Source organism: Puniceicoccus vermicola (assembly GCF_014230055.1).
In the GTDB taxonomy this organism is placed as follows: Bacteria; Verrucomicrobiota; Verrucomicrobiia; order Opitutales; family Puniceicoccaceae; genus Puniceicoccus; species Puniceicoccus vermicola.
In genome coordinates, this window is record NZ_JACHVA010000024.1 from 1 (window position 1) to 4,147 (window position 4,147).

The 4,147-nt window shown below is 45.2% G+C and carries 9 protein-coding genes; all 9 read left to right on the plus strand.

Annotated elements, in window-relative coordinates; genetic code table 11:
* Window positions 1–58: 58 nt before the first annotated feature.
* The 9 genes from H5P30_RS02100 to H5P30_RS02140 all read left to right on the plus strand — a co-directional run bounded on the left by H5P30_RS02100 (window position 59) and on the right by H5P30_RS02140 (window position 4,098).
* Complete coding sequence (locus H5P30_RS02100) at window positions 59–313, plus strand: type II toxin-antitoxin system RelB/DinJ family antitoxin (RefSeq protein WP_185691314.1); 255 nt, start codon at window positions 59–61, stop codon at window positions 311–313.
* Window positions 314–586 carry a type II toxin-antitoxin system YafQ family toxin gene (locus tag H5P30_RS02105; RefSeq protein WP_185691315.1) on the plus strand — a complete coding sequence of 91 codons (273 nt, stop codon included), beginning with the start codon at window positions 314–316 and terminating at the stop codon, window positions 584–586.
* Window positions 587–659: 73 nt separating this feature from the next.
* A complete protein-coding gene (locus H5P30_RS02110; RefSeq protein WP_185691316.1) occupies window positions 660–1,205 on the plus strand; it encodes a hypothetical protein in 546 nt (181 codons plus the stop codon).
* A gap of 104 nt (window positions 1,206–1,309) precedes the next feature.
* Window positions 1,310–1,507, plus strand: a complete 198-nt coding sequence (locus H5P30_RS02115) for a hypothetical protein (protein WP_185691317.1) — start codon at window positions 1,310–1,312, stop codon at window positions 1,505–1,507.
* A gap of 240 nt (window positions 1,508–1,747) precedes the next feature.
* On the plus strand, window positions 1,748–2,053 hold the full coding sequence (locus tag H5P30_RS02120; protein ID WP_185691318.1) for a hypothetical protein: 306 nt from the start codon (window positions 1,748–1,750) through the stop codon (window positions 2,051–2,053).
* A 36-nt stretch (window positions 2,054–2,089) separates the two neighbouring features.
* Window positions 2,090–2,671: a hypothetical protein gene (locus H5P30_RS02125; RefSeq protein WP_185691319.1), complete on the plus strand. Its 582-nt coding sequence runs from the start codon at window positions 2,090–2,092 to the stop codon at window positions 2,669–2,671.
* Window positions 2,672–2,826: 155 nt separating this feature from the next.
* A complete protein-coding gene (locus H5P30_RS02130) occupies window positions 2,827–3,255 on the plus strand; it encodes a hypothetical protein (protein WP_185691320.1) in 429 nt (142 codons plus the stop codon).
* 16 nt (window positions 3,256–3,271) lie between these two features.
* The gene (locus H5P30_RS02135) at window positions 3,272–3,535 is read left to right on the plus strand and encodes a hypothetical protein (protein WP_185691321.1); all 264 of its coding nucleotides are present in this window, start codon (window positions 3,272–3,274) and stop codon (window positions 3,533–3,535) included.
* 167 nt (window positions 3,536–3,702) lie between these two features.
* Window positions 3,703–4,098, plus strand: coding sequence for a hypothetical protein (locus H5P30_RS02140; RefSeq protein ID WP_185691322.1), 396 nt, complete (start codon window positions 3,703–3,705; stop codon window positions 4,096–4,098).
* Window positions 4,099–4,147 lie beyond the last annotated feature (49 nt).

The following is a 4,147-nucleotide window of genomic DNA, read 5'->3' on the forward strand; positions in this document are numbered from 1 at the left end:
ACGATGGAGAAAGTAAAGCCAGCTTGACTTGTGTTGCATATGCCACACATTGGGAGACATGAAAACAGCAGCTATTCACAGTCGCATCGATCCGGAGACGAAAGAAAAGGCGGAGACGATTCTCCATCGCCTTGGAATGAGCCCCACTGAGGCCATTCGTATGTTTTACACTCAGATCACCCTGCGAAATGGTCTTCCCTTTTCTGTGGAAATCCCGAATGAAGAAACAGAACAGGCTTTGGAAGACTCCCGATCGGGTCGCAATCTGGAGCGTTTCGAAAGTGCGGATGCTCTAATTGACAGCTGGAAGTGAATGAAGCCGGTCATCCAAACCAGCCAATTCAAGAAGGATATTAAGCGCCTGAAGAAAAGGGGAAAGGACCTCGAGAAGCTTGGTGATGTCGTTCGAATACTTGCCGCAGACGCGCCTCTCGAAGAAAAGCATCGCGATCATGCCTTGATCGGCAAGTGGGTGGGCTCCCGAGACTGCCACGTTGAGACTAACTGGATTCTGATTTATAGAAATGAACCTGATACACTCTTCTTGGAACGCTCTGGAAGCCACAGTGACCTCTTCAAAAAATAGCTCCATCCAGTCGATCGTATCAACTCCGTTTCGCTGCGCTACACTGCGTGATACACCTTTCCGATCTAAGTAAATGAATTTAAGAGAAATTGAAGCCCACACAAAGGAAATCGGGGAGACCTTGCTATACTGTTTAGAGAACAAAAAGCGACTTCCAACGATGATCTTGATTTATACCGCGATCGATATGCTTGCATCATTGACTAGGCCGATCGACCAAGAGGATACTAACGGCCTAATCTATAAAGACTGGGTTGAAAAATATCTAATTGATGAAATCGAAGTAGATGTCGCAGCCGAGGATATCTGGGGCGCAAGGTGCGGAGTGCTTCACACGAACCAACCTGATTCAAGAAAATCGAGATCTGGGTTAGCGCGTCGACTTGAATACTATCAGGGGCCTAAAGAACACATCGACATGCTTCAATCGAAGATCGACCCAGACAGAAAGAAGCACATCATCTTGAATTTAGAGCAGTTGTCAGAGGCGTTTCTATCCGCAATAGTCTTGTTTTTTAAGGATGTGAACAGTGATCCTGAATTGATGAAAAGATTAAAGCATCACGGAGATAAGATTTTTGTTCGTAGCAGCATGGAATTTCCTAGAGATGGAATTTAGATCCAGGCGCAGCTATCAACTCCTTTCGCGCTCCGCGCTTCAGTCGCGATAGTGCTTCACGTTCTGAAATTAAATTTTTACTCATAATAAACTAAAAATAAACCATGACCGTAATATTCAAATATCCTAATAAAAATTTTAACCCCCAAGGAATAGAGTATATTCCTCGCGTTGGAGAGCTAATAGAAAACAGTGATAGCGGAAAATTATTCAAAGTCACAAAAGTGAAATACAAAATACCGTTTTCTCAAAAACCAGATTTGCCTAACATTGTTGAGATAACCTTGGAATACTCTGAGTGAAAAAAGAAAAAATTGAATATTTAATATACGCCCAAAGGGTTACATAGATATACCCTTGAACATACCCATCCTCGTATGGAGTCATAATTTCTACCTTATATTTTTTTCGATTATCTTGATATGGGACTTTCGAAAAACAAAAGGACTCAGAACCAGACGATTGAGGCAATCCATTAACCGCCTCTGTGTTTTTATTTTCCGATGGGCTGGATGCCTCATCTTTGCGTTCTAGGAATAAAAATGGAAACAGAAGAATGGCCATTCGACCAAGCTCCTAATGTCGCAGCGATTACCTCGACACAGGTGATGAACGAAGGAATGCCTATCCTACTTGTCACGCATTACGAAGACGACCACAGCTGGGGTTTCCAATCGGGGCACACAGTGACAACAAAAGAAGCGATGCTGGTCGGAATTAAGGAAATAGTAAAATTCGACCCGACTGTTTTCGAGATTGCTTACCTTGAACCCGGCTATTCAGCCACTAGAGAAAAAGTCGGGGGTGCATGGATCAGATCAAAAGACGAATGGGACAAGGATGAGTAAGATGACACCCACAGAACAACAAACTAGAACCAGCCGGTGGTCTCAATTCCTTTCGCGCTCCGCGCTACAGTCTTGAGACACCTCATCGTTAGCGATTTGAAAACAAGATTTCAGAGATTTTTTCTGTTTATCACGCTTTTCCTGAGTCAGGGGTGTTACGTCCATTACAAGATCGACGAGGCTGACAGACTTGTACCAAAGAATCCGAAATGGAGTTTAGAGAACGAACCCAGAGAGGGCCTTGAGAGACTTGACTTCAATGCAGTCTATATAGGCGAGAGTCCTCGTGGTTACTGGATGGTTAGGTTTTGGCCCACGGGCCAGATCAAGACATTTGATACGTCTGAGATGTCGGACTGGGAGTGGATGAAAAGACGAAATGGTGGCACGATTGGCTACTACAGCTTAGACGAAAATGGCGTCATTCAAATAGAGTATATGTCCTATGCAGCCCAAGGAACCTATGTTGTCGCGTATGGGCTTCTCCGTAAGGACGGAACAATTGTATTTGATGGCGAAGATCGAGGAAGAAGGTACCGAGGACTCCCCGGCGAACTTAAGCCTGAAATAGAGATTGATAACAACGACTCAGAATGGGATTGGACCCCGGATTGGTAATGAGAATCTTATTATATTCTTCTAGCCAAAAGCCAATTCCCGATGAGCATCGGCAGAGACGCGCTAACCAGACGGGTATACAACCCGAGATTGATCGCCCGCCTTGTGCTTGATCCCCATGACTCGGGTGCATACCCTTCACGTTCGGAAAAGAAATGAAATCTCTCCTCCCAAGCATTCTCACCGCGCGCGCGTTTACCGCTTCGAATGGTGAACTTGCGTGGAAGAGGCAAGATCTGGAAGAAGTGGTTTCCGCATATTCCGAGTTGGGATATGCAGTTGAGGCGTTTGAGGTCTGGGTTGTGAACGACAAGGGGCAATGGAATGGATTTTTCCAGATGAAGGACGGTTCCGAGTCTATCTGTGTTTACGACGTGGCGCCAAGGCGTGGAGAAGCGGATAGTGATTTTGCAAAGCGCTGTGCCTCTGAGATCATTAAGAAGGTAAAAGAAATTGATATTGAATCAGAGATCGACCCGAAATGCCTGCCTTGGGTGAGATACAATCTCTACGTGGACGAGGAATACATGGAATCCGAACAAGATCGTGGAGCCAACGCGCTACCGCGCGCGGCTCACGATTGACGATAGAAATAAAAATATGAAAGAAACCATAAGCTACTGCGTATATGACCGCACTACTGGATATGAATTCCGCGATGTCAGATTTTCAGTTCATCCGAGACGGAAAGAGATCGTTCTCATTGAAAAAGAAGGATATACCGAAGACGAAGGTGAATACTACGAAATTGAAGACATTGTTCATCGTGACCACAAGGGGGACGACGTGCGAGTCTCTATTTTTGCTAGAAAAATAAATTATGATATTTCCTCAGGCAGATCGACCCTCGATTCCGACAACTAAAACAGATGATGTTAGTATGGGATGGTCGAGATTCTTGCGGGATTCCATCGCATGATGCAGTTGCGTGGCATTTCGGGCATCTGAGTTCTATCCAGTCGGAGGTCTCAACTCCGTTCGCTCGTTCCTCGCTCACTCCTTGAGACTCCTTCTCGTTCGTGGAAAAAATTATGAAAACTCAAGTCGAATTCAGATCTGATAAGTTCCCCGCCTATGAAGGTGAAGAAGAGGAAATCAACCCGGGTCTCTGGGGGCGTCGACTTGCAGAATATTTGACTACCAAACTAAAAGAAAAAGGAATCCCTATTGAGGATTACTTCACTGAAGATTGGGGCTACTATCTTCCAATCGAGAATAAAGAATTCCGGCTAGCGATCTGCTGCGGCCACCAGTATGGCGACGACAATGAGTTCTTGTGCTTCACTGAGCCTCGAACGCCGAAAGTAAGAAAGCTATTTAAAAAGATTGATGCTTCAGAGCAGTTGGAAAAAATAACCAAAGCAATGGACGAGATTTTGACATCAGATCCCGATATTCGAGACATCCAGTGGATCGAAGCAAACTAAGCACGAACAAGACGGTTCGGGACAACGGCTAATCGCCGCGCCCGACCTC

Coding starts and splice junctions, on each gene's coding strand:
- H5P30_RS02100 (WP_185691314.1), top strand. CDS start 59: ATGAAAACAGCAGCTATTCACAGTCGCATCGATCCGGAGACGAAAGAA.
- H5P30_RS02105 (WP_185691315.1), top strand. CDS start 314: ATGAAGCCGGTCATCCAAACCAGCCAATTCAAGAAGGATATTAAGCGC.
- H5P30_RS02110 (WP_185691316.1), top strand. CDS start 660: ATGAATTTAAGAGAAATTGAAGCCCACACAAAGGAAATCGGGGAGACC.
- H5P30_RS02115 (WP_185691317.1), top strand. CDS start 1,310: ATGACCGTAATATTCAAATATCCTAATAAAAATTTTAACCCCCAAGGA.
- H5P30_RS02120 (WP_185691318.1), top strand. CDS start 1,748: ATGGAAACAGAAGAATGGCCATTCGACCAAGCTCCTAATGTCGCAGCG.
- H5P30_RS02130 (WP_185691320.1), top strand. CDS start 2,827: ATGAAATCTCTCCTCCCAAGCATTCTCACCGCGCGCGCGTTTACCGCT.
- H5P30_RS02135 (WP_185691321.1), top strand. CDS start 3,272: ATGAAAGAAACCATAAGCTACTGCGTATATGACCGCACTACTGGATAT.
- H5P30_RS02140 (WP_185691322.1), top strand. CDS start 3,703: ATGAAAACTCAAGTCGAATTCAGATCTGATAAGTTCCCCGCCTATGAA.